This is a genomic window from Bradyrhizobium sp. (genome assembly GCF_050014615.1).
GTDB lineage: Bacteria > Pseudomonadota > Alphaproteobacteria > Rhizobiales > Xanthobacteraceae > Bradyrhizobium.
The window spans coordinates 1-22516 of the sequence record NZ_JBEKCZ010000005.1 but is presented as its reverse complement, the minus strand read 5'-3'; the positions used below and the strand labels follow the sequence as shown (position 1 = coordinate 22516).

21 protein-coding genes are annotated in these 22516 nt (G+C 62.7%); 9 read left to right on the top strand and 12 right to left on the bottom strand.

What is annotated here, in order from left to right; genetic code table 11:
- Positions 1–13 precede the first annotated feature (13 nt).
- Both ABR948_RS01580 and ABR948_RS01575 read right to left on the bottom strand, forming a co-directional pair.
- Positions 14–1201 carry a CaiB/BaiF CoA transferase family protein gene (locus tag ABR948_RS01580; RefSeq protein WP_428113535.1) on the bottom strand — a complete coding sequence of 396 codons (1188 nt, stop codon included), beginning with the start codon at positions 1199–1201 and terminating at the stop codon, positions 14–16.
- 14 nt (positions 1202–1215) lie between these two features.
- Positions 1216–2028, bottom strand: coding sequence for a citryl-CoA lyase (locus ABR948_RS01575; RefSeq protein ID WP_428113534.1), 813 nt, complete (start codon positions 2026–2028; stop codon positions 1216–1218).
- A 159-nt stretch (positions 2029–2187) separates the two neighbouring features.
- Between ABR948_RS01575 and ABR948_RS01570 the strand changes: the two genes are divergently transcribed.
- The gene (locus ABR948_RS01570; RefSeq protein ID WP_428113585.1) at positions 2188–3054 is read left to right on the top strand and encodes an IclR family transcriptional regulator domain-containing protein; all 867 of its coding nucleotides are present in this window, start codon (positions 2188–2190) and stop codon (positions 3052–3054) included.
- 19 nt (positions 3055–3073) lie between these two features.
- On the opposite strand, the gene ABR948_RS01565 is transcribed toward ABR948_RS01570, so the two are convergent.
- The 4 genes from ABR948_RS01565 to bioB are packed head-to-tail and all read right to left on the bottom strand — an operon-like array spanning position 3074 to position 7174.
- The gene (locus ABR948_RS01565; RefSeq protein WP_428113533.1) at positions 3074–4342 is read right to left on the bottom strand and encodes an adenosylmethionine--8-amino-7-oxononanoate transaminase; all 1269 of its coding nucleotides are present in this window, start codon (positions 4340–4342) and stop codon (positions 3074–3076) included.
- Positions 4339–4971: a dethiobiotin synthase gene (gene bioD / locus ABR948_RS01560; RefSeq protein WP_428113532.1), complete on the bottom strand. Its 633-nt coding sequence runs from the start codon at positions 4969–4971 to the stop codon at positions 4339–4341. Before bioD ends, ABR948_RS01565 begins: the two co-directional genes overlap by 4 nt.
- Positions 4968–6122 carry an 8-amino-7-oxononanoate synthase gene (locus tag ABR948_RS01555; protein ID WP_428113530.1) on the bottom strand — a complete coding sequence of 385 codons (1155 nt, stop codon included), beginning with the start codon at positions 6120–6122 and terminating at the stop codon, positions 4968–4970. The genes bioD and ABR948_RS01555 overlap by 4 nt, the downstream gene beginning before the upstream one ends.
- Before the next feature lie 20 nt (positions 6123–6142).
- Positions 6143–7174, bottom strand: a complete 1032-nt coding sequence (gene bioB / locus ABR948_RS01550) for a biotin synthase BioB (RefSeq protein ID WP_428113528.1) — start codon at positions 7172–7174, stop codon at positions 6143–6145.
- Between the two features lie 125 nt (positions 7175–7299).
- On the opposite strand from bioB, the gene ABR948_RS01545 reads away from it, so the two are divergent.
- The gene (locus ABR948_RS01545; RefSeq protein WP_428113526.1) at positions 7300–7935 is read left to right on the top strand and encodes a GntR family transcriptional regulator; all 636 of its coding nucleotides are present in this window, start codon (positions 7300–7302) and stop codon (positions 7933–7935) included.
- A gap of 24 nt (positions 7936–7959) precedes the next feature.
- Here ABR948_RS01545 and ABR948_RS01540 read toward each other — a convergent pair whose 3' ends face one another.
- The 4 genes from ABR948_RS01540 to ABR948_RS01525 form a co-directional block, all read right to left on the bottom strand.
- Positions 7960–8598: a LysE family translocator gene (locus tag ABR948_RS01540; RefSeq protein ID WP_428113525.1), complete on the bottom strand. Its 639-nt coding sequence runs from the start codon at positions 8596–8598 to the stop codon at positions 7960–7962.
- A gap of 414 nt (positions 8599–9012) precedes the next feature.
- Positions 9013–10062 carry a hydroxyacid dehydrogenase gene (locus ABR948_RS01535; RefSeq protein ID WP_428113524.1) on the bottom strand — a complete coding sequence of 350 codons (1050 nt, stop codon included), beginning with the start codon at positions 10060–10062 and terminating at the stop codon, positions 9013–9015.
- Between the two features lie 14 nt (positions 10063–10076).
- A complete protein-coding gene (locus tag ABR948_RS01530; protein ID WP_428113522.1) occupies positions 10077–10961 on the bottom strand; it encodes an amidohydrolase family protein in 885 nt (294 codons plus the stop codon).
- Positions 10962–10974: 13 nt separating this feature from the next.
- The gene (locus ABR948_RS01525) at positions 10975–11943 is read right to left on the bottom strand and encodes a Bug family tripartite tricarboxylate transporter substrate binding protein (protein ID WP_428113521.1); all 969 of its coding nucleotides are present in this window, start codon (positions 11941–11943) and stop codon (positions 10975–10977) included.
- Positions 11944–12156: 213 nt separating this feature from the next.
- Between ABR948_RS01525 and ABR948_RS01520 the strand changes: the two genes are divergently transcribed.
- Both ABR948_RS01520 and ABR948_RS01515 read left to right on the top strand, forming a co-directional pair.
- Positions 12157–12744 carry a thiamine pyrophosphate-binding protein gene (locus tag ABR948_RS01520; protein WP_428113520.1) on the top strand — a complete coding sequence of 196 codons (588 nt, stop codon included), beginning with the start codon at positions 12157–12159 and terminating at the stop codon, positions 12742–12744.
- Between the two features lie 8 nt (positions 12745–12752).
- Positions 12753–13367, top strand: coding sequence for a thiamine pyrophosphate-dependent enzyme (locus tag ABR948_RS01515; protein ID WP_428113518.1), 615 nt, complete (start codon positions 12753–12755; stop codon positions 13365–13367).
- Between the two features lie 62 nt (positions 13368–13429).
- Here the strand turns inward: ABR948_RS01515 and ABR948_RS01510 are convergent, their stop codons facing one another.
- Together ABR948_RS01510 and ABR948_RS01505 are read right to left on the bottom strand one after the other, a co-directional pair.
- Positions 13430–13819 carry a DUF1236 domain-containing protein gene (locus ABR948_RS01510; RefSeq protein ID WP_428113517.1) on the bottom strand — a complete coding sequence of 130 codons (390 nt, stop codon included), beginning with the start codon at positions 13817–13819 and terminating at the stop codon, positions 13430–13432.
- A gap of 203 nt (positions 13820–14022) precedes the next feature.
- Positions 14023–16152 (bottom strand): acetate--CoA ligase family protein, encoded by a 2130-nt coding sequence (locus ABR948_RS01505; protein WP_428113516.1) that lies wholly within the window; start codon positions 16150–16152, stop codon positions 14023–14025.
- A 336-nt stretch (positions 16153–16488) separates the two neighbouring features.
- Here ABR948_RS01505 and ABR948_RS01500 point away from each other — a divergent pair, with 336 nt between their 5' ends.
- The 5 genes from ABR948_RS01500 to oxlT all read left to right on the top strand — a co-directional run bounded on the left by ABR948_RS01500 (position 16489) and on the right by oxlT (position 22343).
- Positions 16489–17181 (top strand): GntR family transcriptional regulator, encoded by a 693-nt coding sequence (locus tag ABR948_RS01500; RefSeq protein WP_428113583.1) that lies wholly within the window; start codon positions 16489–16491, stop codon positions 17179–17181.
- Positions 17182–17258: 77 nt separating this feature from the next.
- Positions 17259–18998, top strand: coding sequence for an oxalyl-CoA decarboxylase (gene oxc / locus ABR948_RS01495; RefSeq protein ID WP_428113515.1), 1740 nt, complete (start codon positions 17259–17261; stop codon positions 18996–18998).
- A 161-nt stretch (positions 18999–19159) separates the two neighbouring features.
- Positions 19160–20437 carry a formyl-CoA transferase gene (frc, locus tag ABR948_RS01490; RefSeq protein ID WP_428113514.1) on the top strand — a complete coding sequence of 426 codons (1278 nt, stop codon included), beginning with the start codon at positions 19160–19162 and terminating at the stop codon, positions 20435–20437.
- Positions 20438–20652: 215 nt separating this feature from the next.
- Positions 20653–20790, top strand: coding sequence for a hypothetical protein (locus ABR948_RS01485; RefSeq protein ID WP_428113512.1), 138 nt, complete (start codon positions 20653–20655; stop codon positions 20788–20790).
- A 245-nt stretch (positions 20791–21035) separates the two neighbouring features.
- Positions 21036–22343: an oxalate/formate MFS antiporter gene (oxlT, locus tag ABR948_RS01480; protein WP_428113511.1), complete on the top strand. Its 1308-nt coding sequence runs from the start codon at positions 21036–21038 to the stop codon at positions 22341–22343.
- The last annotated feature ends 173 nt before the right edge of the window (positions 22344–22516 follow it).

Here is a 22516-nt window from a genome sequence, read left to right as displayed (position 1 = left end):
GTTGACCCGGCCCTCATGCGCTCTTTGCCAGCGTGTCCGGCCTGATCCGTTCCGGCCATGCCGCCCGATTGCGCGCAAGCGCCTCGCGGATGGCGTGCCCATCCTCGTCGATCGTCGGAGCTGCATCAACCCCCGTGGCGCGCTCGCCGTCAAACGTAAAGGCCGGCCGCACCGACTGGCGCGCGCCTTCGCTGCGCCCCTCCACCGGCACGATCATGCCAAGATGCGCGACCTGCGGATCCCCGATCGCTTCCGGTATCGAGTTGACCGGCCCGAACGGCACGTCGAACCCTTCAAACCGTGCGACCCAGTGATCGCGGTCATGGGCGGAAAAAATCACGCCGAGCGCCTCGGACAATTCCCGGTAATTGTCGATGCGGCCTTGCCGGACCGCAAAGCGCGGATCATCGGCAAGATGTCTCGCGCCGGTCGCCTCGATCAGCGCGTCCCAGAATTTGTCCAGCGATGACAAATGAAACGCGAACAGACGGCCGTCACGGCAGCACACAATGAAGGCCTGGGCGAGCCGCGGCCGATCCGTGCCTTTCGGGATTTCGCCGAGCGCGAAATAACCCGTGAACGGCTCGACCGAAAAATGCATCATCGCTTCCAGCATCGAGATTTCGATCAGGCGGCCCTTGCCGGTCCTCGATCGCTCGACCAGCGCGCCGGCGATGCCGAGCGAGGCGTAGATCCCGGTGATCGCATCGGCGAGCGCCGGTCCGATGAAGCGAGGCTCGTCCGGATCGATCGCGACCCCGAGAAAGCCGCTGGTGGCCTGCGCCACAGAATCATACACCGGCCGCTTCGCATAGGGCCCATCGGGTCCAAAGCCGCTGATGGAACAATAAACCAGGCGCGGGTTGATCGACTGCAGCGTCTGCGCATCGGCGCCGAGCCGTGCCGCGGCGCCGGGGCGGAAGTTCTGCACATAGACGTCCGCCTGCCGGATCAGGTCGTAAAACACATCCCGGTCAGTGTCGCGCTTCATGTCGAGCGATATGCCGCGCTTGTTGCGGTTATAGGCCTGGAAATGCGCGCTGTAGAAACCGTTCCTGAAACTGCGATAGGGATCGCCGCTCCCCGTGCTCTCGACCTTGATGACGTCAGCACCGAGGTCGCCAAGCATCATGCCGGCGCAGGGACCGGTGATGAAGGTTCCCTGCTCCACGATGCGTACGCCATTGAGGACGCCATACATGCGACCTGTTTCCTTCAATTCTCGTTGGCGACAAAGCCCTCTGGGGCCGGGCCGTCATAGGTGATGGCGGACGCCGCCGCATGCGACATCGCAAAGCCGATGGGATGGGTTTGCTCCTCGAGCAGGTGGCCGATCAGGCCCGCGGTGCGCGCCAGGATCGGCACGCCCCGCAGCGCCAGCAGGGGATAGCCGGCGTCCAGCAACACGCAGGGGATGGCGCTTGAGATGTTCATCACCAAAGGCTTGCCGATCGCGGACGGCAGCACGCTTTCGACCGCGAGCGCGGCCTGGGAATGACGGCCGAACACACCGAGTTCGCGGGCGAGTTCAATCAATCGCGCCGCACGGGGATCAAAGCCCTTGTGCAGCGGGTGGCCATAGCCCGGAATCGCGCGCTTTTCGGTGCGATAACGGCCGACGATTTGGCTCGCCGCTTGCTCGAGCGTTCCGCCAACTTTGTCATGAAGCGCGACAACCTCGCTGAACAAGCGTCCGGCGGCCTCCGAGGCACCGAGAATGACCGATCCGCAGCCGAGCAAGCCCGCGGCCACCGCGCCCTGCAACGCTTCCGGTGCGGCGGCGAGTGTCATGCGCGCCGCCTGGACGCTCGGCACCAGCCCATGTTCGGCGATCGCCACCAGCGTCGCATCGAGAATTCTGCGCTGCACCTCGGTGGGCAACGTCCCGCAGACCAGCAGCCAGACGTGATCGGTGAACGAGATCCGCCCGATCAGATCGTGGACCAGGTCGTGACCGCGGATCACGATCGTGTCCGGGTTGGACCCGGAAATGCCGGTGGTCGGCTGGGTGGCGGGACCGATTTTCACGACTTTCCTCCGGCGCTGGCCGCTATTTTAGTTTTCGCCTAGCGAAAAAAACTTCGATATGTGTTATACGCTTACCAACCGGCCCCGGCTTGTCAAGCACGGCGGCGGGCTGGCACCGGCGCAGCCGGTCTCCTGCGACCAAACCAAGGGGCAACCGCCATTAAAAGAGCCAGCACGATTTCACGGCCCGGTGGCCGCAAGACACCGGCCCCCCGACCTGGCAAGGTCGAGTTCGTCGAAGCGCTCGCGCGCGGTCTGGCCGTGCTCGGAGCTTTCGATGCAGCCTATTCGCAGATGACGCTCTCGGAGGTCGCGAGCCGAATCCGGGTGTCGCCGGCGACGGCGCGGCGCAGCCTTCATACGCTTGAAGCGCTCGGCTACCTTCGCTTCGTCAACAAGCGATACGTTCTCGCCGCGCATGTGCTCACGCTCGGCGCCGCCTATACCCGCGCCGCCGGTGTCGACGAGGCGCTGATGCCGGAGCTGCGCCGGCTGGTCGACCTGTTCGGCGATGCTTCCTCGGTGAGCGTTCTCGACGGATCCAACGTCCTCTATATCGCGCACTGCTCCGAACAACGCGCCGCCCGCCGCACCGCAGGCATCGGCGTCACCTATCCCGCCTATGCGACATCGATGGGCCGCGTGTTGATCTCTCGCCTGCGAGACGACCAGGTCGAGGGCTATCTGCGCCATCTTAGGCCGATCAAACTGACCGAGCACACCGTCACCGACATCGACCGGCTCCGGCAGATACTCATTCAAACCCGGCGGCTCGGCTATAGCGCCGTGGTCGATCAGCTTGACTACGGCATCACCGCGCTTGCGGTTCCCATCACCGACCAGACCGGCCGGGTTGTGGCCGCGGTCAATACCTCAGGCTATTCAGGCAAGCTGCCGGTCGACCAGCTGATCGACCGGCGGCTCGACGATTTGCGGATTGCCGCAACACGCATCGGCCAGGTTTTTGCACGCTATCCGGTCTTGCTGCATTCGATCGCGCCGACGATGTCCGCGGCCGCAAAATGATGCCGACGGCGAGCACCGCTTACGCCACCAGCGCGTCCGCCGCGTCCCTGATCGCGGCATAGATCTCATCGAGATCCGCGGCGGTGACGCAATAGGGCGGCATCACATAGATGGTGTTGCCAAGCGGCCGCAGCAGCAGATTGCGGCCGTTGAAAAACGCCTGAAGCTTGGGGCCGATGCCGGCCAGATAACCGCCGTCGCGGGCTTCGAGTTCAAGCGCCGTGATGGTGCCGGTGCGGCGGACATTGTTGAATCGCGCGTCCATGCGAAACGGTTCGATCGCCTGTTCCTGCATCGCTGCGACGGCAGCGACGCGGGTTCGGGTTTCCGGCTCTTGCCACAGATCGAGGTTCGCCTTGGCGGCGGCACACGCGACCGGGTTGGCGGTATATGAACTCGAATGAAAGAACGTGCGGGTGCGGTCTTTCGAAAAATGCGCATCGAAAATCTCGGCGCGGCACAGCGTCACCGCCAGCGGCAGCGACCCGCCGGTGAGACCCTTTGAATAACAGGCGATGTCCGGCGACACCTCCGCCTGCTCGCAGGCAAACAACGTTCCGGTGCGGCCCCAGCCGGTCATGACCTCGTCGGCAATGAACAGAACGTTCGACCCCTCGCAGATGCGCTTCATCTCCCTGAGCACGGAGGGGGGATACATCAACATCCCGCCCGCCCCCAGGATCAGCGGCTCCACGATAAATGCCGCTGGACTTTCACGGCGAACCGCGGCCTCGAGCGCATCGAGCGTGGCCTGTTCATGGCCGGCGGCCGGAAACGGGATCGTGGTAACGTCGAACAGCAGGGGTCCATAGGCGGCATTGAACACGCCGCGCGCACCGACCGACATCGCCCCGATGGTATCGCCATGATAGGAGTGCTGCATCACCACAATGCGCGTTCGCGGCTGGCCGATGTTGTGCCAGTAGCCCAGCGCCATTTTCAGCGCCACTTCGACGCTGGTCGAACCGCTGTCGGAGAAGAAGACATGGTCGAGGCCGCGGGGCGCGAGTTTCAGGATCGCGGCGGCGACCTGTTCGGCCGGCTCATGGGTGTAGCCGGCGAATATGATCTGGTTGAGCTGCCCGGCCTGTTGCTGAATGGCGTTGACGATATAGGGGTGGCAATGGCCGTGGGTCACGACCCACCAGGACGCGATCGCATCGATGATGCGGCGGCCATCCGCGGCATAGAGATACGCGCCCTCCCCGCGCACGATCTTCGTCATCTCGTCCTGCAGCGCGTGTTGCGTGAACGGATGCCAGATCGGCGATTTTTTGCCGGATGTCATGGCGTGAAATCGTCCGATTTGAACGCGGCCTCGAACGCGGCGCGCAACTTGCTCCCGGTGAGCGGAGACAGCCGGGGCAATCGTCCGAGCCGTTTGACCCGTCCGATCTCGCAAATGACGCGCTCGCTTTCGGGATTGCCCTCGCCGATAAAGGCGATCCCGAGAATGTCGAGTTGGCGATGCCGCAACGCCTCGATCGACAGCAGCGAATGATTGATGGTGCCGAGCGCGGTGCGCGCGCATAGCACGATGGGAAGTCGCCACCGCGCAAACACCTCGATATAAAGCGTGGTGCCATCGAGCGGCACCAGCAATCCACCGCTGCCCTCGATCACCAGCGGACGTTCGCCGGGATCGGGCACATCGAGCGTCTCCATGGCGATGCGCACGCCGTCGATGGAAGCGGCCTGATGCGGCGATGCCGGCGTTTTGAGACGGTAGCGCTCCGGCATGATGCGGTCGTCAGAGAGCCCGCCGAGCCGCGCGACGATCTGTGAATCGGTCTCGCCTTCGAGACCGGCCTGAATCGGCTTCCAGTAGTTCGCGCCGAGAAGTGCTGTGAGCCCCGCGCAGAACACCGTCTTTCCGATCTCGGTGTCGGTGCCAGCCACCACGATCCGCTGATTCATCGAGCCGGTTCCCTCGTCTCCTCGATCACGGCATCGAGCATGGCGCGCACGTCGTCTTCACTTACGTTATTGGTCAGGGAGATTCGCAGCCGCGCCGTGCCTGCCGGCACCGTCGGCGGCCGGATGCCGCGAATATCGAACCCGCGTGCCTGCAGTGCGGAAGCCAATGCCATCGCCCGCGCATTGTGGCCGACGATATAGGGCACGATCTGCGAGCCGTGCGAATGCCAGCCGCCACGCGCCCCGATCTGGCGACGCGTGAACGCGATCAGGTTGGTCAGGCGTTGCTGCCGCTCCGGCTCCTGCTGCAGGATCAGAAGCGCCTCCCGCACCGCGACCGCCATCAGAGGCGACGGCGCGGTCGAGAAAATAAACGGGCGGCAGCGGTTGACCATGAAATCGCGCAGCACGCGCGTCGCGGTAACGAGTGCACCGGCCGCGCCCAGCGCCTTGCCGCAGGTATGAACGACCACCAGATTTTCGCGCCCCTCATAAAGAGCGGTCAGTCCCCGTCCCTGCTGGCCGTAGACGCCGGTGGCATGGGCCTCATCCACCATCAGGAATGCATCATGCCGGTCCGCGATCGCGATGAGCTGTTCGAGCGGCGCGAAATCGCCGTCCATACTGTAGAGACTTTCGGCCACGATCCAGACCCGCCCCGCTCCGCCCTGCAATCGCCAGTCGCGGATGGTGTCTTCGACCGATTGCGGATCGTTATGCCGGCTGTCGCGAATATCGGCCCGGCCGGCGCGCGCGCCTTCGTGAATGCTCGCATGCACCAGCGAATCCAGAACCAAGAGATCGCCGCGTTGTGGCAGCGTCGTCAGCACGGCGAAATTGGCGACATAGCCGTTGCCAAAGAAAATCGCGGTTTCCGCGCCAAAGAATCTCGCGGCATCGGCCTCAAGAAGTTCATGCTCCTCGCAGTTTCCGCGCAACAGCCGCGACCCGCCGGCCCCGATCGGAGTGCCGGCCTGCAGCGCCGCCGCGACGGCTTGTTTCATCCGCGGTGCGCTGGCGAGCGCGAGATAATCGTTGGATGCGAAATCGATCCCTGCGCGCGGCCTGAGGCTGCGCAGACGGTCATCGTCTTTCAGGTCCCGCAGGGCCGTGACATAACTTGCAGCCTTGTCGGTATGGGGATGGTTCATGGTTCGCCTTCGGGCAGGCGTCAGTCCCGCGCGGGCTGCGCGCTCTCCGGTTTCACCTGATTGAGGCGGGATTTGAGGCCAAGCCGATCCAGCAAATTGGTATCGCGGTCGCGCTGCGGGTTTTTGGTGGTCAGCAGCACGTCGCCGATGAAGATTGAATTGGCGCCCGCCAGAAAGCACAGCGCCTGCAGTTCATCGGTCATGTATTGTCGTCCGGCGGACAGCCGTACCACGCTGCGCGGCATCAGGATGCGGGCGACCGCGACCAGGCGCGCCAGCGAAATCGGATCGGGACGCTCGGCCGTGTCGTTGACCGGCACGCCCTTGACCTCGTTCCACAGATTGATCGGCACGCTCTCGGGATGAGCCGGCAGATTGGCGAGCAGCACCATCATGCCGAGCCGGTCCTCGACCTGTTCGCCCATGCCGACAATGCCGCCACAGCAGACCTTGATGCCGGCATCGCGCACATGCGCCAGGGTATCGATGCGATCCTGCAGCGTGCGCGTGGTGATGATCTTGTCGTAGAATTCCGGAGAAGTGTCGACGTTGTGATTGTAGAAGTCGAGCCCGGCGTCATGCAGGCGTGTGGCTTGCGCCGGCGTCAGCATGCCGAGCGTGACGCAGGTTTCCATGCCGAGGCCCTTGACCGCGCTCACCATCCCGCAGACCTCGTCGAGATCGCGGTCTTTCGGATTGCGCCACGCCGCCGCCATGCAGAAACGGCTCGCGCCGGCATCCCGGGCACGCTGCGCGGTAGCGACCACATCGGCCTGCTTCATCAGCTTGGTCGCCTTCAGGCCGGTGTCGTAATGCGCGCTCTGCGAGCAGTAGCCGCAATCCTCGGGGCAGCCGCCGGTCTTGATGCTGAGCAGGCTCGCGGTCTCGACGTGGTTCGGATCGAAATTGCGGCGATGAAGGCTCTGCGCCAGAAACATCAGGTCGGCAAACGGCAGGTCATAGAGAGCTTCGGCCTCCGAACGATCCCAGTCGTGCCGGACCGGGTCGATGCTGTGGTCGTCATTCCCTGTCATCTCCGCAGCATCAAGCATCAGATCACCCTTCTGTTTTCTATTATAGATAAAGTTACCTATTATCTATAATATGCGCCGATGGATCGATGCTACTCGACACACTGCCCAAGTGCACCCGTTTTTACGATAGATAATCTATGATCATGGCCGACGATAACACCACGATGGCGAGCCGCATTGCCGATGACATCGGCGAACGGATCATCAGCGGCGCGCTCCCGCCCGACGCGCCGCTGCGGCAGGATCATATCGCGCGGGAATTCAATTCAAGCCACGTCCCGGTGCGGGAAGCATTTCGGCAGCTGGAAGCGCAACACCTTGTCGTCGGCGTGCCGCGCCGTGGCGTGCGGGTGGCGCCGCTCGATGCCAATTCGGTGAAGGAGATCGCCGAGATGCGCGCCGCGCTGGAAGTGGTCGCGCTGCGCAACGCCGCGCCGAAGCTGACGCCGGCGCATCTGGCGAAGATCGAACTCGCGCTGATCGAAGGCGACAATGCCGAGACGCTGCAGGAGTTCGAGGCCGCCAACCGCGCGTTTCACCAGGCGCTGGTGGCGCCCTGCGCGATGCCGCGACTGCTCGCCAGCCTCGACGGATTGCAATTGGCCAATTCCCGGTTGGTATTCGCGATGGCGCGCAATGCCGGCTGGCGGCCGCGCTCCAATCAGGATCATCGCCTGATTCTGCAGGCGCTGCGCATGCGCAACCTTGATCAGGCCTGCAGCCTGCTCGCGCGTCACATTCAAACCATCGAGCGGCTCACCGTTCCCGTGACGGGATGAGGGTGAAATCGGGGCCGCCGGGCTTCAGCGTGTCTGGGTCATGGCGACGCGGAAGCCCAGATAGACAAACAGCCCGCCCAATCCGCGATTGATCCAGGCGAAGGCTTGAGCGGATTTTCGGATCCGGCCGGCGGCGCCTGCGGCGAACACCGCAACGCCCAGACACCACAGCGTGCCATTGAAGATGAAGATCAGGCCGAGCAGCGTAAAGGCGGCGGCCTTGTGCGGCGAATCCGTCACCACGAATTGCGGCAGAAAGGCCAGAAAGAACAGCGCCACCTTCGGGTTCAACGCATTGGTCAGCGCGCCCTGCAGGAACACCTGACGTAGCGAGATCGCGCCGGTTCCGTTTACCGTAGTAGCGGCAGGCATCGGAGCCCGTGCCAGCAACATCTTCACGCCCATAAAGCAGAGATAGGCCGCGCCGGCCCATTTCACCAAGGTGAACGCCATCGACGACGCCGCCAGCAGCGCCGAGAGCCCAATCGCCGCGGCGAACACGTGAAGAAGACAGCCGGCTTCGATGCCGAGCACCGCGACCACGCCACCGCGCCATCCCAGCTGAATGCTGCGGCCGACGATATAGGCCGTGTCAGGCCCGGGCGTGACGTTGAGCAGCAGCCCGGAGGCGATGAAGAGCCAGATTCCGTGGATACCGAACATGATTCTCCGACCCGACCGACGCGACTCCTGCGTAGCATGCCATCAGGCGCGGACGAAACAGCAGCTGGATCAGTGCACCAGTATTGACGCTAGGCGCCGGCGGCCGGGAGGCTGGCGGCCGCGATGGCGACGATCAGCCGCAGCCGACGTCCGATCCGGGATCGGGCGGAGCGCAGCAATGAAGTGAACTCTTGCATATCGCGGCTTCCCTCTGCGCGAACCGAAACGGCCAACCAGCCAACGGCCGCGCACACCACAGAGATGATCCCGCTCTACCGGAGAGTCGAGGGCATCTCGAAAATAGCAACATGGCCATCGTCCGGCTCGGACGCGGCAGTGGTTTTCTTGCCCGGATTTGACCCGCAACGGTCGAAATCTTCTCTACGAAAATGGCGCGCGATTTCCGTCGAACCGCTATCCCGGGACGAATCCGAACGTCCGCTCGAACCGCGTGACATAGCGCGGCCATACCTCGGGGTTGATCAGGCGCGGCGGCCGCTTGCCGTCGAGCGCGTCGAGCAACTGCTCGGCGGCAATGCGGCCCATATTGATTCTCGCCTCCCTGGTCACTCCCGCGGTATGCGGACTGGCCAGCACATTGTCGAATTGCAGCAGCGGATGATCCGGCGGCGGCGGTTCCTTGGCCCAGACGTCGAGGCCGGCGCCGGCAATGAGTTTGTTGCGCAGCGCCTCGGTGAGCGCGGCCTCGTCGTGGATGAATCCCCGCGCGGTGGTGATGAAATACGCATGCGGTTGCATCAGCGCGAATTCGCGCGCACCGATCATGCCGCGGTTGTCCTTGGTCAGCGGGCAGGAAATCGACACATAGTCCGAACGGCGCAGCAGTTCGTCGAGTTCGACCTTGTCGCCGCCGCGCTCCGCCATCTCGCTTGCCGTAAGATAGGGATCGTAGGCCAGCACCTTCATGCCGAGCAGGCCCTTGCAGAGTGCGGCGATACGGCGGCCGACATTGCCAAGCCCGACAATTCCGATGGTCTTGCCTTGCACTTCCGTCCCCATCAACGCGTTGCGGTTCACATTGGCCTCGCGCCGCAATGCGCGATCAGCCTCGAGAATGCGCTTCGACAAGGTCAGCAGCATACCCAAGGCGTGCTCCGCGACGGAATTGGCGTTGCCTCCGGACTGGTTGACGACCAGCACACCCGCGGCGGTACAGGCCTCGACATCGACGGGGTCGAAGCCCGCGCCATTGCTGGAGACGATCAAGAGGTTCGGCGCGCGGGCCAGCAGATCCCGATCGACGTGGAAATGTTTCGCCAGCTCGTCGCGCGCCGCGCCGATTTGATAGGCATGCGCCGCGGCCAGGATCGGTGCCGAGACTTCGTCGGGACTGTCATTCTCGAGCCGATCCAGCCGCACATCGGGCCGCCCCCGAAGAATGTTGCTATAGATCTCGTTGGGCAGATATTTGACGTAGAACACGCGCTTGCTGTTGACGGACATCGTTGATGAGACCTTCAGTTCGGGAATCCATAGAGCCTGGCCGGATTGGTCACGAGGACGCGATGTAGCGCTGACTGGTCGGGCGTCCACGCCTGAAACAATTCGAACAGGCGTCCGGCATCAGGCACTTCGCCCTCGACGCGCGGATGCGGCCAGTCGCCGCCCCATACCAGCCGTTCCGGATTCGCCCGCACCAGCGCTTCATGAAATGGCCGCGCGTCGGAATAATCCGGCGCCTCGCGGCTGATGCGGTAGGCGCCTGACAGCTTGGCCCAGCACCAGCCATCGCCGACCGCGCGCAGCAGGCTCTGGAAACCTTCGGTCGCCGTACCGGCGCGCGCATCGGTCCGGCCCATGTGATCGATCACCACCGGCAGGCCGAGTTGCTTCAGAACCGGGATGGTGCCGGGCAGATCCTTGACATCGATCCACAGCTGAAGATGCCAGCCGAGTTCGGCCATGACCGGCGCCAACCTCTCGGCTGCCGACAGCGGCACGCCGCCGCGATAGTGCAACTGCCCGTCGCGGAAAAAATGATTGAAGCGCAAGCCGCGCACGCCGATGTCGTTCCACGCGCGTAGATCGTCCCAAGAAATATCGGCGTCCGCCACCGCGACCCCGCGCAGGCGGTCAGGACAACGCGTGAGCGCATCGAGCATGGCGGAATTGTCGCGGCCATGGGCACTGCCCTGCACCAGCACGCCGCGCGCAAATCCGATGGTATCGAGCATGCCCAAGTATTTTTCGAGCGGCGCATCCGGCGGCGTGTAGCTGCGGTCCTCGGCATAGGGAAACCGCTCCGACGGCCCGAACACATGGGCATGCGTGTCGCAGGCGTTCGGCGGCGGCGGTACCTTGGGACGGCTTACGTCGCGCGGCGGCAGACAGGCGGGAATCATCGGCGTTTCCAAATTACTCGGCCTTCATGCCGGCGGCCTTGATGATCGGGCCCCATTTTGCGTAGTCGGCGCGGATCTTGGCGTCGAGTTGCTGCGGCGAGCCGCCGATCGGTGACGCGCCCAGCCTGCTCAAACGTTCCTTTACTGTGTCGGTGTTGAGCGCCGCAACGAAATCACGCGAGAGTTTCGCGATCAGGTCAGGGGGCATGCCGGCGGGTCCGAGCAGACCCCACCACACCTCGGTATCATAGCCGGGCACGGTCTCCGCCATGCTGGGCACATCGGGCAGAAACGGCGCCCGCGCGATTGTGGTGACGGCGAGCGCACGCAGCGTGCCGGCCTCCAGCTGTGCCACCGATTCCGGCCCGTTGTTGAACGACATTGGAATTTGCCCGCCCAGGAGATCGTTGACCGCCGGCGCGCCGCCTTTGTAGGAAATCGCATTAATATCGATCCGGGCGAGGTCCTTCAGAAGCTCGCCGGCCAGATGCGTCGACGTGCCGTTCCCGGCGTGACCGAAGGACAGGCTGCCCGGCTTCGCCCGCGCCAGCGCGATCACGTCGCCCAGCGTCTTGAACGGGGAATCGGCGCGCACCAACAGGATATTGGGCGACGACGCCAACAGCGAAATCGGCGTGAAATCCTTGAAGGTGTCGTAGGGAATTTTGGGGTACAGAAACGGATTGGTGGCGTGACCGCTCGCCACCACCATCAGGGTATAGCCGTCGGGTGACGATGCCACCAGCGCCTGCGACGCCACCACGCCGCCCGCACCCGGCCGGTTCTCCACCACGACCGATTGGCCCCATTGCCGGGAGACCACATCGCCCAGCGTACGCGCGAGTATATCGACGCCGCCGCCGGCAGAATAGGGCACAAAAATATGCACGGCCCTGGATGGAAACGGCGACTGTGCAGACGCGATACCGCCCGCAACGGACAGCGCCATTGCCGCGGCCGCGATCTGGCACCACCTCTTCAAGGCATCCCTCCCGATATTCTGGTTTTCTTTTATCTGTTTTATCGCGCGTCTTATCGCACGCCCGCATGCCGGCGACATCGCGGTATGGCGCAGATCACGGGTACGATCGGGACATGTTGACAATCCCGCCGATCGCGTCAAGTTTCGGCGCCTTGAGCGGACGGTCGCGATCAATTTGCGGGCCAAGATCCTCGCAGGCTAAGGGAGAATTCGATGGCGGCTGCCGAGGGACAAAAATCGTCCCAGACCCTGCATGAAAAGGCTTCTCACGAGAGGACTTCTCCTGACAGGACTTGGCACGAGGTGGTGCTGCAAACGCTCAAGCGCAACGATATCCGTCTTGTGCCCTATGTTCCCGACCGCGTGCTGACGACGCTGATCAGGGATATTCACGCCGACCCGTTCTTCACGACATTTCCCACCGCGCGGGAAGAGGAAGCGGTCGGCATCGTCTCCGGTGCGTGGATGGGGGGCTTGCGCGGCGCGGTACTGATGCAGACCTCCGGCTTTGCGACGCTGGCCAACGTGCTGGCGTCGCTGGCGATCCCTTATCAGATTCCGCTGATCATGTTCGTGTCCGAACGCGGAACGCTGGGCGAATTCAATTATGGGCAATCGCTGGTCTGCCGTACCATGCGGCCAGTGCTCGACTCGCTGGCGATGGAGCATCACACCGCGACCCGGCTCGATGAGTTCGAGTTCATCGTCGATCGATCGATCAAGCAGGCGATCGCCACGCAGGCGCCGGTGGCGCTGATCCTGTCGCCGCTGTTGACCGGCGGCAAAGTGTTCGACAAGTGAGCGATCGCATGAGCAAGCCAGCAAACACCGCTGCCCGCAACACCAAGGTGATGAACCGGTTCGATCTCACCTCCCGGCTGGTCGCGAAACTGAAGAACGAGGAAGCCGTTATCGGCGGCATCGGCAATACCAATTTCGACCTGTGGGCCGCCGGTCAACGCCCGCAGAATTTCTACATGCTGGGCAGCATGGGCCTCGCCTTCCCGATCGCGCTCGGTGTCGCCCTGGCCCAGCCAGAGCGTCGCGTGTTTGCGCTTGAGGGAGACGGCTCGATATTGATGCAGATGGGGTGCCTGTCGACCATCGCGACGCTCAAGCCGAAAAACCTGACCATGATCGTGATGGACAACGGCATCTACCAGATCACCGGCGCGCAACCGACCCCGGCGGCGACAGTATCCGACATCGTCGCGATCGCGATCGGCTGCGGTCTGGCGAACAGCGCCTGGGCGGCGGATGAAGAGGATTTCGAACGCCTGGTCGATCAATCGCTGTCGGCTTCCGGACCGACGCTGATCGGGGTGCGCATCGACGACAGGCCGGGCACCGGAGCCACCCGCAGGGATCCGGTGCAGATCCGGGAGCGTTTCATGCTCGGCCTCGGCGTACGGGAAGCGTTGTAGTTCCCGGCATAAAAATCCTCGCGGGAACTGGTCCCGCGAGGATGCACAAGTTTATCGCTCGGTTATTCGATGATCCTGATCACCCTGCGGGTGCGCGGGTCCACGATCACCCGCTGATCATTCACGACCGCGTAGCGATATTCGGTGTAGTTGGGGACCGGCCGCAGTTCGACAGTTGGCGGCAAAGGCCCGCCTACCACGACACGCTCCCGAACTGTCACCGAAGGAGCGGGCTCGCCCAGGATCGACGTAATTACGGCGTTGGGAATTTCCACGGCTGCACCAACAGCGGCACCCACGGTTCCGCCGACGACCTCACCGACCGGGCCGGCAGCTTCGCCGCCCGTTCGGGCGCCGTTCACCGCGCCTGTCGCAGTGGTGGATTGAGCAAACGCGGCGCTGGACGCTAGCAATGACGCCACGAGCAACGAAACGGTAAGACGGTTCTTCATCCTAACCCTCCAGTAAATTGACGATGCCGGTCAACCGTCGGACTGGAGCGATGTTCCGAAAAATAACCCGGTTCCATCGGGAACCGCGACGTCATTGCGGCGCGTTGAGTTCCACGTCACGGGAACAACGGCACATAACAACGCGCATGAAAAATGCCGCCCGGAAACCAGGGCGGCATTCTTGCGCGCGTCACTTCAGAATATTACAGCAGGCCCGCGCCGCGCGCCCATTTGTACTTGGCACCTAATACCTCGACCGGCAATTCCGTCGAGTAGGCATAGGAGGGGATGCCGTTCTGGTAGAGATACTCGGCGGCTTCCTCGACTTCCACGTCGCCGGCGAGCGAAGCGACGATCGGTTTCACGAAGCCCTTGGCTTCCATTTCCTTCTTCACTTCCACCATGTTGCGCGCGAACACCATCGGCGGAGTAACGATGGTGTGCCAGTAACCGAGGATCAGCGCATGGATACGCTCATCGGACAGGCCTAGCTTCACGGTGTTGACGTAGGTGATCGGCGGCTCGCCACCGGTGATGTCGACCGGATTGCCGGCGGCGCCGAACGGCGGGATGAATTTGCGGAACGCCGCGTCGAGGTCCGGCGGCATCGCCATCAGCGACATGCCGTTGTCGACCACCGAGTCCGACAACAGCACGCCGGAGCCGCCCGCACCGGTGATGATCAGGATGTTCTCGCCCTTCGGTGTCGGCAGCACCGGCACGCCGCGCGCGAACTCCAGCAATTGCCGCAGCGAGCGGGCGCGGATCACGCCGGATTGCTTGAACACGTCCTCATAGATCTTGTCGTTACCGGCGAGCGCGCCGGTATGTGAGGACGCAGCCTTGGCACCGGCCGAGGTCCGGCCGGCCTTGAGCACGATAACCGGCTTCTTCTTGGAAACCCGTTTGGCGGCTTCGGCAAAAGCGCGGCCGTCCTTGAGATCCTCGCAGTGCTGGGCGATCAGGTTGGTGTTGGGGTCCTGCTCAAAGAAGGCGAGCAGATCATCCTCGTCGATATCAGACTTGTTGCCGAGGCCGACGATCGCGGAGACGCCCATCTTGGCGGAGCGCGAGAAGCCGATGATAGCCATGCCGATGCCGCCGGACTGCGACGACAGCGCCGCGTGGCCCTTGACGTCGTAGGCGGTGCAGAACGTCGCGCAGAGGTTGGCCGGCGTGTAATAGAAACCGTAAATGTTCGGCCCCATCAGGCGGACGTTGTACTTCTTGCCGATTTCGACGATCTCGGCCTGCAATTCGGGCGCACCCGCTTCCGCAAAGCCCGACGGAATCAGAACAGCACCAGGAATTTTCTTCTCACCGCATTCGACCAGCGCGCCGGCGACGAATTTCGCGGGGATCGCAAACACCGCGGTGTCGATCACACCCGGCACATCCTTGACGCTCTTGTAGGCCTTGTAGCCCAGGATCTCGGCGGCCTTGGGATGAATCGGATAGATGTCGCCCTTGTAGCCGCCGTTGATGAGATTTTTCATCACCGAGTTGCCGATCTTGCCATCCTCGGCCGAGGCGCCGATCACGGCAACCGCCACGGGCTGCATGATGCGGTTCATCGCGGTGACGATTTCCTCGGTCGGGCGCGGCGCCGGACGCGGCTTGTAGTCGAAGTCGACCACGATGCGCACGTCGGCGGCGATCGCGTCCTTCTTGGTGGCGAATACCGGGTTGAGATCGAGCTCGACGATTTCCTGGAAATCGCTGACGAGCTGCGACACCTTGACGATGATGTCGGCCAGCGCGTCGCGATTGGCGGGATCGCCGCCACGCACGCCCTTGAGCATGTCATGGGCCTGGATGCCATCGAGCATCGACAATGCGTCGTCCTTGGTGGCGGGAGCGAGACGGAAGGTGATGTCCTTGAGCACCTCCACCAGCACGCCGCCGAGGCCGAACGCCACCAGCTTGCCGAACGATGCGTCGGTGATCGAGCCGATGATGACTTCGGTGCCGCCCAGCAGCATCTGCTGGACCTGGATGCCTTCGATCTTGGCATCGGATTTGTACTTCTTGGCGTTGGCCAGGATGGTCGCGTAATTGGTGGCGACATCGGCGGCGGTCTTCACGCCTACCATCACGCCGCCGGCTTCGGTCTTGTGCAGGATATCCGGCGAGACAATCTTCATGACCACCGGGAAACCCATCGCAGTCGCGATCTTCGATGCTTCCTCCGCGGATTTGGCGACGCCTTCTTTCGGAACCGGGATGCCGTAAGCATCGCACACCAGCTTGCCTTCCGGAGCCGTCAGGCTGGTGCGTTTGTCCGCCTTGACCAGATCGAGTATTTTGCGCACCGCATCTTTGGAATTCGACATCAGTTTCCTCCTTGAGGTCTATTTTTGGTTCGCCGGCGGCGGATGCGGGCATCAGGACCGCACTTGCCAGCGCACGTTCAATTGGTCCACGGTGATGGCAGACATGGGTCCGCGTCCGCTGCGGTCGTTTTCCGGCCGCTGAAAGCTAGCTCATTATGGCATTTGGTATGCCAGAAACGAACTTGTCAAGACACGGAAGTGTTGAAATCATAGGTAACTTGACATTCTGGCATTTGGTATGCCAAAAATAATTGAGTTTATTGTTTTGATATAAGACGTCTCCCAATGAGGAGATTCGTCGTGCCCATACGGAAGCAAACCAAGGCGCCGCCCACCATGGCCGAGGCAGACATTGCAATCGTCCGGATCGTGCCGGAGACGAGTTTCAAGAACAAGGCCTATGAGGCCCTGAAGGAAGCCATCCTGAAGATGGACATCTACGCGACGCCCGAGCCGGTGATGCTCGACGAGCGCGCGTTGTCCGAGCGCCTCGGCGTCAGCCGGACTCCGATCCGCGAAGCGATCGCGATGCTGGAGCAGGACGGCTTCGTCAAGACCGTGCCACGCCGCGGCATTGTCGTCGTGCGCCGCACCAAGAACGAGATCGTCGACATGATCCGCGCCTGGGCCGCGCTGGAAAGCATGGCCGCGCGGTTGATCACGACCACCGCGCGCAAGAAGGATATTTCCGCGCTGCGCGACTTTTTCAAGGATTTCGGCAAGGATCGGCTGCCGCAGGATCACGTCGAGGAATATTCGAAAGCCAACATCGCCTTTCACCAGGCGCTGATTTCGCTGAGCGAGTCGCCGGTGCTGGTCGATATGACCAACGATATCCTGCTGCACGTGCGCGGCTATCGGCAGCTGACGATCGGACGCGTCGACCGCACCGCAACGTCCCTGCCCGAGCACATGGCGATCATCGAGGCGCTTGAACTGCGTGATACCGAACTGGCGGAAAAGCGCGCCCGCGACCACACCCTCGGCCTTGCCGCTTACGTCGAAGCGCACGGCCAGGAGCTGTTTTAATCAACGACCGTCCGTGCTGGACGACAACCGACCAGACGACGAACTCGTCCGCATCAAGAAGATCAGGGAGAAGCGGAATGTCCGCAGTAGTACAGAGCATTGACGTGAACAAAGCCGAAGCCGAGCGTGAGCAGACGGACGGCTTCAACCTCATCATCGATGCGCTCAAGCTCAACGGCCTCACCACGATCTACGGTGTGCCCGGCATTCCGATCACCGATTTCGGCCGTATGGCCCAGGCCGCGGGCATTCGCGTCATCTCGTTCCGGCACGAGCAGAACGCCGGCAACGCCGCTGCGATCGCGGGCTTCCTGACCAAGAAGCCCGGCATCTGCCTCACCGTTTCCGCTCCCGGCTTCCTCAACGGCCTCACGGCGCTGGCCAATGCCACCACCAACTGCTTTCCGATGATCCTGATCTCGGGTTCGTCCGAACGCGAGATCGTCGACCTGCAGCAGGGCGACTATGAAGAGATGGATCAGCTCGCGATCGCCAAGCCGCTTTGCAAGGCGGCGTTCCGGGTGTTGCATGCCGCCGACATCGGCATTGGTCTGGCGCGCGCGATCCGCGCGGCGGTATCGGGACGCCCGGGCGGTGTCTATCTCGATTTGCCGGCCAAGCTTTTCGGCCAGTTGATGGACGCGGAGGCCGGCCAAAAATCCCTCGTCAAGGTCATCGATGCCGCGCCGGCCCAGATTCCGGCGCCATCAGCGGTCAAGCGCGCGCTCGATGTGCTCAGGAGCGCCAAGCGCCCGCTGATCATTCTCGGCAAGGGCGCCGCCTATGCGCAGGCCGACGAGGAAATCCGCGCGCTGGTCGAAAAAAGCGGCATTCCCTTCCTGCCGATGAGCATGGCCAAGGGCCTGTTGCCCGACACGCATCCGCAATGCGCGGGGGCGGCGCGTTCCACGGTATTGAAGGATGCCGATGTCGTGATGCTGATCGGCGCCCGCCTCAACTGGCTGTTGTCGCACGGCAAGGGCAAGGCCTGGGGGGACGCACCGAAGAAGTTCATCCAGATCGACATCGAGCCCAAGGAGATGGATTCCAACGTCGAAATCGTCGCCCCCGTGGTCGGCGATATCGGCTCCTGCGTGTCGGCTTTGCTTGAAGGCATCGACGGCAAGTGGCCAGCGCCGCCGGCCGACTGGACCCATGCGGTGCGGACCAAGAGGGACGATAATATCGCCAAGATGGCGCCGCGCCTGATGAACAACAACGCGCCGATGGACTACCACGGCGCGCTGGGTGCGCTGCGCACCATCATCAAGGAGCGGCCGGATGCCATCCTGGTCAACGAAGGCGCCAACACGCTCGATCTCGCGCGCGGCATCATCGACATGTACCAGCCGCGCAAGCGTCTCGACGTCGGCACCTGGGGCGTCATGGGCATCGGCATGGGCTTCGCCATCGCCGCCGCGATCGAGACCGGCAAACCCGTGCTCGCGGTCGAAGGCGACAGCGCCTTCGGTTTCTCCGGCATGGAGGTCGAAACCATCTGCCGCTACAATCTGCCGGTCTGCGTCGTCATCTTCAACAATGACGGCATCTATCGCGGCACCGACGTCAATCCCACAGGCGGTCCGGATGTGGCGCCTACCGTGTTCGTCAAGGGCTCGCGCTACGACAAGATGATGGAGGCGTTCGGCGGCATCGGCGTCAATGCGACGACACCGGACGAGCTGAAGCGCGCGGTCAACGCGGCGATGGATTCCGGCAAGCCCACTTTGATCAACGCGGTGCTTGATCCGGCCGCCGGCAGCGAGAGCGGCCGCATCGGCAACCTCAACCCGCAAAGCAAGCTGAAGAAGAAGTGAGAAGCAACCCATCGGCGTCATTCCCCGCGCAGGCGGGGAATCCAGTAACCACCGAATTATCGTGAGACGAAGGCTGTGCCCAACTGAATCGACGGTGAATACCGGATGCCCGCTTTCGCGGGCATGACGACAACATATTTAGAGATCTTAGGAGAGAACAGATGACCAAGGCGCTGAAGGGCGTTCGCATTCTCGATTTCACCCACGTCCAGTCTGGCCCGACCTGCACGCAATTGCTGGCATGGTTTGGCGCCGACGTGATCAAGGTCGAGCGTCCCGGCGTCGGCGATATCACGCGCGGCCAATTGCAGGACGTCCCGAATGTCGACAGCCTGTATTTCACCATGCTCAACCACAACAAGCGCTCGATCACGCTCGACACCAAGAATCCGAAGGGCAAGGAAGTCCTGACCGCGCTGATCAAGAGTTGCGACGTACTGGTGGAAAATTTCGGCCCCGGCGTGCTCGACCGCATGGGATTTCCCTGGGAAAAGATTCACGCCATCAACCCGAAGATGATCGTGGCGTCGATCAAGGGCTTCGGCCCTGGTCCCTACGAGGATTGCAAGGTGTATGAGAACGTCGCGCAGTGCACCGGCGGCGCCGCCTCCACCACCGGTTTTCGCGACGGACTGCCGCTCGTCACCGGCGCGCAGATCGGCGACAGCGGCACCGGACTGCATCTGGCGCTCGGCATCGTCACCGCGCTGTACCAGCGCACCGTCTCCGGCCAGGGACAAAAAGTCACCGCCGCCATGCAGGACGGCGTGTTGAACCTCGCGCGCGTCAAACTGCGCGATCAGCAGCGCCTCGCCCACGGGCCGCTCAAGGAATATAGCCAGTTCGGCGAGGGCATTCCGTTTGGCGATGCGGTGCCGCGCGCCGGCAATGATTCCGGCGGCGGCCAGCCGGGCCGCATTCTGAAGTGCAAGGGCTGGGAGACCGATCCCAATGCCTACATCTATTTCATCACCCAGGCGCCGGTCTGGGAGAAAATCTGCGATATCATCGGCGAGCCCGGCTGGAAGTCCCATCCCGATTATGCCAAGCCCCCGGCCCGGCTGTCGCGCCTGAACGCGATTTTCGCGCGCATCGAGCAATGGACCATGACCAAGACCAAGTTCGAGGCGATGGATATCCTCAACAAGGACGACATTCCCTGCGGTCCGATCCTGTCGATGAAGGAACTGGCGGAAGATCAGTCCCTGCGTGCCACCGGCACCGTGGTCGAGGTGGACCATCCCGAGCGTGGCAAATATCTGTCGGTCGGCAATCCCATCAAACTGTCGGACAGCCCGACCGAGGTGAAGCGTTCCCCCCTGCTGGGCGAACACACCGACGAAATCCTGCGCCAGGTTCTCGGCTTTACCGACCATCAGGTGGCGGAGATCCACGATTCCGGCGCGCTCGACCCGCCGCGAAAGGTCGCGGCCGAATAACCGGACAAAGCGCGTTTCCAGCCATCTCAGGGCCGCCGGTTTTCCGGCGGCCCTTTTGTTTTAAGCCGAAGCAAAGCGCCTGACCTCTCTCGAAGCTCGTCATGGTGCATTGCAATAAATATCATGCTGCCATGCAAACAAATGAATTGCCGCTGGCATCTGGTATACCTATGCTTGGACAACCACGATCCGTTTACCCGCAACAAGGGGACGACATGTCCAAGACTGCCACTTTCGGCCTCGCGCCAGCCCCGACAATATTCGGCCGCCTGATGGCGACGATCGATCGCCTGCTGATGGCGAGCGCCCGCATCGCGATCCGCAATGGCGATCTGCCATATTCCGGCCTCTGACAGCCGCTTGCAGCGAACGTGATTCCGGCCGCCTGATCGAGCCCAAAAGCGAATCTGCTTAGCCAAAGACCCCGGTTTCCGGGGTCTTTTTTGTCCCCCGTTCCGATCCCGGAACGCCACTGCGGCATATTGGGCAAGGCCAAAACGTTCCCAAGAATATGGCTTGCACTGTGGCATATCACATACCAATATGCGGCACCGGCAACGCTCGATGTCAAAACAAAAGCGTGCCCCGGGGAGGAACCATGACCGCTAGCACACAATCGACCCCGATGGCAGAGGGCAAGAACTTTCGCTGGCTGCAACTTGCGATGGGTATCGTCTGCATGGCGATGATCGCAAACCTGCAATATGGCTGGACGCTGTTTGTCGATCCGATCGACGCGAAATATCACTGGGGCCGTGCCGCGATCCAGCTCGCCTTTACGCTGTTCGTGGTGACCGAAACCTGGCTGGTTCCGGTCGAAGCGTGGTTCGTCGACAAATATGGTCCGAGCGCCGTCGTCATGTTTGGCGGCGTGATGATCACCATCGCCTGGGTCATGAACTCCTACGCCAACTCGCTGGTGCTGCTCTATATCGCCGCGATCATCGCCGGAATCGGCGCTGGCTCGGTATACGGAACCTGCGTCGGCAATGCGCTCAAATGGTTTCCCGACCGCCGCGGCCTGGCCGCGGGCGCCACCGCCGCCGGTTTCGGCGCGGGCGCAGCCATCACGGTGGTGCCGATCGCCAACATGATCGCCGTCAGCGGCTACCAGGCCGCGTTCTTCTCATTCGGGATCGGGCAAGGCGCCATCGTCTGCCTCCTTGCGTTTCTCCTTCGCAAGCCCTCCAGGGCGATGCCGGCGAAGAAGAAACAGCTCAATCTTCCGCAGACCAAGATCGACTTCACGCCACCACAGGTGCTGCGCACCCCGGTCTTCTGGGTGATGTATCTGGTGTTCGTGATGGTCGCGGCCGGCGGCCTGATGGCGGCGGCGCAGATTGCGCCGATCGCCCACGACTTCAAGATCGCCAATGAACCGGTGAGCCTGGTCGGCTTCCAGATGGCCGCGCTGACCTTTGCGATTTCGCTCGACCGGATCTTCGACGGTTTTGGCCGGCCGTTCTTCGGCTGGGTCTCCGACACCATCGGACGCGAGCATACGATGTTCATCGCGTTTGGCACCGCCGCCCTGATGCTGCTGACACTGTCGGTATACGGTCACATTCCGATCGTGTTCGTGCTCTCGACCGCCGTGTATTTCGGGGTGTTTGGCGAAATCTACAGCCTGTTTCCGGCGACCAGCGGCGATACGTTCGGCGTGAAATACGCCACCACCAACAACGGCATGTTGTACACGGCGAAGGGCACGGCCTCGCTGCTGGTGCCGCTGGCGAGCATTATTGCCGCAAGCTACGGCTGGCAGGCGGTATTCGTTGTCGCCGTTGCGCTCAATGCCACCGCGGCGTTGCTGGCCTTGTTCGTGATCAAGCCGATGCGGCGCGCCTTTATCCTCGGCAACGAGACCACGACGGAAGCCGGGGCGCGAAACGCCAGAACCGCCTGACATCGTCCCCCACCCTTTTCGGAAAGAGGCGCGCCCCGGTGCGCCTCTTTTTTCATCTGGCAGTTCTGGAATACAAAATACAAATAGACTTCTTGTGCTCATTCGATCAAAGCGTGCTAGGATCAAATCAGCATCAAAATGACAGTATTACTGCCACTTTCTGCCGTCTATTT

Excerpts from the sequence above, each read along its gene's own strand:
- ABR948_RS01580 (WP_428113535.1), bottom strand. The coding sequence starts at position 1,201 with ATGTATGGCGTCCTCAATGGCGTACGCATCGTGGAGCAGGGAACCTTC.
- ABR948_RS01565 (WP_428113533.1), bottom strand. The coding sequence starts at position 4,342 with ATGACATCCGGCAAAAAATCGCCGATCTGGCATCCGTTCACGCAACAC.
- bioD (WP_428113532.1), bottom strand. The coding sequence starts at position 4,971 with ATGAATCAGCGGATCGTGGTGGCTGGCACCGACACCGAGATCGGAAAG.
- ABR948_RS01555 (WP_428113530.1), bottom strand. The coding sequence starts at position 6,122 with ATGAACCATCCCCATACCGACAAGGCTGCAAGTTATGTCACGGCCCTG.
- bioB (WP_428113528.1), bottom strand. The coding sequence starts at position 7,174 with ATGCTTGATGCTGCGGAGATGACAGGGAATGACGACCACAGCATCGAC.
- ABR948_RS01545 (WP_428113526.1), top strand. The coding sequence starts at position 7,300 with ATGGCCGACGATAACACCACGATGGCGAGCCGCATTGCCGATGACATC.
- ABR948_RS01540 (WP_428113525.1), bottom strand. The coding sequence starts at position 8,598 with ATGTTCGGTATCCACGGAATCTGGCTCTTCATCGCCTCCGGGCTGCTG.
- ABR948_RS01535 (WP_428113524.1), bottom strand. The coding sequence starts at position 10,062 with ATGTCCGTCAACAGCAAGCGCGTGTTCTACGTCAAATATCTGCCCAAC.
- ABR948_RS01530 (WP_428113522.1), bottom strand. The coding sequence starts at position 10,961 with ATGATTCCCGCCTGTCTGCCGCCGCGCGACGTAAGCCGTCCCAAGGTA.
- ABR948_RS01520 (WP_428113520.1), top strand. The coding sequence starts at position 12,157 with ATGGCGGCTGCCGAGGGACAAAAATCGTCCCAGACCCTGCATGAAAAG.
- ABR948_RS01515 (WP_428113518.1), top strand. The coding sequence starts at position 12,753 with ATGAGCAAGCCAGCAAACACCGCTGCCCGCAACACCAAGGTGATGAAC.
- ABR948_RS01510 (WP_428113517.1), bottom strand. The coding sequence starts at position 13,819 with ATGAAGAACCGTCTTACCGTTTCGTTGCTCGTGGCGTCATTGCTAGCG.
- ABR948_RS01505 (WP_428113516.1), bottom strand. The coding sequence starts at position 16,152 with ATGTCGAATTCCAAAGATGCGGTGCGCAAAATACTCGATCTGGTCAAG.
- ABR948_RS01500 (WP_428113583.1), top strand. The coding sequence starts at position 16,489 with ATGGCCGAGGCAGACATTGCAATCGTCCGGATCGTGCCGGAGACGAGT.
- oxc (WP_428113515.1), top strand. The coding sequence starts at position 17,259 with ATGTCCGCAGTAGTACAGAGCATTGACGTGAACAAAGCCGAAGCCGAG.
- frc (WP_428113514.1), top strand. The coding sequence starts at position 19,160 with ATGACCAAGGCGCTGAAGGGCGTTCGCATTCTCGATTTCACCCACGTC.
- ABR948_RS01485 (WP_428113512.1), top strand. The coding sequence starts at position 20,653 with ATGTCCAAGACTGCCACTTTCGGCCTCGCGCCAGCCCCGACAATATTC.
- oxlT (WP_428113511.1), top strand. The coding sequence starts at position 21,036 with ATGACCGCTAGCACACAATCGACCCCGATGGCAGAGGGCAAGAACTTT.